Genomic DNA, 2,560 nt, shown 5'->3' with positions numbered 1-2,560 from the left:
CATTCAGACCCCGCCTTTCTTGCGGGTGACTACGCCGACCAGGCGCCGCCGATTGCCGGTCTGGGCGCAGCACGTGCCATCGCCATGATGACCTACCGGTCCGCTCGGATGTTCGAGCAGCGGCACGCAGGCGTGGCAGTCGCGCCGCAGTCCGGTAAGGAGGGGCACAGCAGCGATTCGGTGCGTGAGTGGCTGCATCACCATGGCAGGCACTTCGTCGGGCGATTCGACGCAAATGTGTACCTGTCGCTGATCGATGCAATGGACCGCCATGACATCGGGTGGAAACGTGGCGGTGTGGAGGCGGCCTTGAATGGCATCCGTCAGCCGGCCATCGTCATCTCCATCAGTAGCGACTGGCTCTATCCTCCTTCTGAACAGCGCGAAATAGCCGAGGGGTTGTCGCAGGCTAAGTACGTGGAGATCGACTCCGAACAAGGGCATGACGGCTTTCTTATTGACGCGGCAATGCTGGAGCCGCACTTGACGCGTTTTCATGAGGTCCAGCGCCGCCGCGCCGGAGAAACAATCGCCGAAGGATATGTCGCATGAATGTTGAGGCTTCCGCCGTTCCAGTCGCGCCTGAATGCCGGGAAGACCGCATAAATCGCGTTGATCTCGTGCTGATCGGTGCCCGCGGCCAGGTTGGCAGCGCGTTTAGGCGGCAGCTGGCAAGGCAGGCTGCGTCGCTTCGCGGCGAAGGTCTGGATCTTCGTCTGATCGCTGCCTTTGACCGGCGTGGCCTGGCGTTCGATGAGGATGGTCTGGCGTCTGCGCACATTGAAGTGGACATGCAGATGCGCAAGCCTGGTGATCAGGCGCAGCTGCTGGAGTATCTGCGCGGCGGCAGCGCGCACCGCCCCATGGTGATCGACTGTACAGCGAGCGATGAGATCGCGGACCTCTACATGCCACTACTGGCTGCTTCCATTGGCGTGGTGGCGGCGAACAAGCGGGCCAATGCTCGTGACCTGCACAGTTACCGGGAGTTGCAGCGGCTCTCACGCGAAAACCGCGTTCCGTACTGCTACGAGACCACGGTAGGCGCCGCCATACCGCTGCTTGGCCCATTGCGTGACCTGCGCCTGCGTGGCGAGCAGGCCACCTCCATCCAGGGTGTGCTTTCGGGCTCGTTGAGCTACATCCTGCACCGGCTGCACGAGGGGTGCCCGTTCTCCACGGCGGTCGAGAACGCCAGGCAGATGGGCTATACCGAGCCCAACCCACTTGAGGATCTGMGTGCGGTGGATCTGAGTCGCAAGCTGCTGGTGCTCGCTCGCGAAGCCGGTTTCATGCTTGAGTTGGAAGATCTTGTTATATCGCCGCTGACCGAATCCGACCACATCGAGATTCCGCTGTTGGTGGACAGCCTGCGCGGAGACGATGCAGCGTGGGCGAAGCGGGTGGCTGAAGCCGAGGCGCGCGCCGAGCGTCTGGTGGTGATGGCGCAGGTGGATCGCCATGGGGGACGCATTGGCCTGCAGAGCGTTTCTGCCAGCTCAAGCTACGCCCAGATGCTTCCGGGGGAGAACCGGATCGTGATCCACACCGAACTGCAGGACACGGTGCCGCTCTCGCTTGGCGGACCGGGTGCGGGTGTCGAAATAACCGCGGCAGGCGTGCTGAGCGACATCGTTTCGGCCGCGTTTCGCGGAGCCGACTGAGATGACGTTTCTTCCCGAATTACTGCTACGTCACGGACGCGAGCAACCAGAGCGGGTCGCTTATCGTTTCATCCAGGGGGTATCGACTCCTCATACGTTGACGTATGGGGAGCTCGTACGTGCAGCGACCACGCTGGCACGAAAGTTCCAAAGCCGTGGCTGGAGAGGGGAACGGGTACTGCTTGTGTGCCGTAGTGAGCACCACTTCGTTGTCGCCTTCCATGCCTGCCTGCTAGCCGGTGCGGTAGCGGTTCCGACAGCACCGCCGCGCAGGAAGAACCTGGCGGACCGCTTGTACTTGCTGGCACGCGATGCAGGTGCGTCGGCCATGGTCTGCGACGGCGATGACGCGCTGCAGGCCGCTGCAGGGTTGGAGCATGCATTGGATGTGGTGGATATGCGCAGTGCGCCGGTACCCGTTGATGGCGACCAGTGCGATGTGCTGGGGTCCACTGACGGTGCGCAGCTTGCCTTCCTGCAGTACACGTCCGGCTCCACTGGCGACCCCAAAGGGGTGGCGGTGAGCCATGCCAATCTGGCCGACAACAGTGAATCGATTCGCGTTTCGATGGGCACCTCGGAACGCTCCAATATTCTTATCGGCCTGCCGTTGTTTCATGATATGGGCCTGGTGGGCGGGGTGCTGCAGTCGGTATATGTGGGATGCACCACCAGCTTCGTGCCGCCCGCGGAGCTGGTCCAGTTTCCAGAGCGTTGGCTTGGGTTGATTGCCTCGCTGCGGATCACCACCAGCGGCGGACCCAACTTCCTGTATGAACTCGCCGCAGAAGCAGTGACCGAGCACGATCTTGAGGGGCTGGATCTTTCCTGTTGGGAGGTGGCCTTCTGCGGAGCCGAGCCGATCCGAGCCGATACCATTGCACGCTTCACGCAGC

Annotated in this window: 3 protein-coding genes; all 3 read left to right on the top strand. The window is 62.4% G+C overall.

What is annotated here, in order from left to right:
• Positions 1 to 552: homoserine O-acetyltransferase family protein (locus AC1DQP_RS19335; protein ID WP_478052283.1), on the top strand; the 552-nt coding region annotated here is incomplete at its 5' end.
• The gene (locus tag AC1DQP_RS19330) at positions 549 to 1,664 is read left to right on the top strand and encodes a homoserine dehydrogenase family protein (protein ID WP_478052282.1); all 1,116 of its coding nucleotides are present in this window, start codon (positions 549 to 551) and stop codon (positions 1,662 to 1,664) included. The genes AC1DQP_RS19335 and AC1DQP_RS19330, both read left to right, overlap by 4 nt.
• Before the next feature lies 1 nt (position 1,665).
• On the top strand, positions 1,666 to 2,560 hold an 895-nt coding region (locus AC1DQP_RS19325; protein ID WP_478052281.1), incomplete at its 3' end, for an AMP-binding protein.

Source organism: Stenotrophomonas sp. P5_A8 (assembly GCF_056400545.1).
Note: the sequence above shows the minus strand (reverse complement) of the source record. Positions and strands in the feature narration are given on the sequence as shown.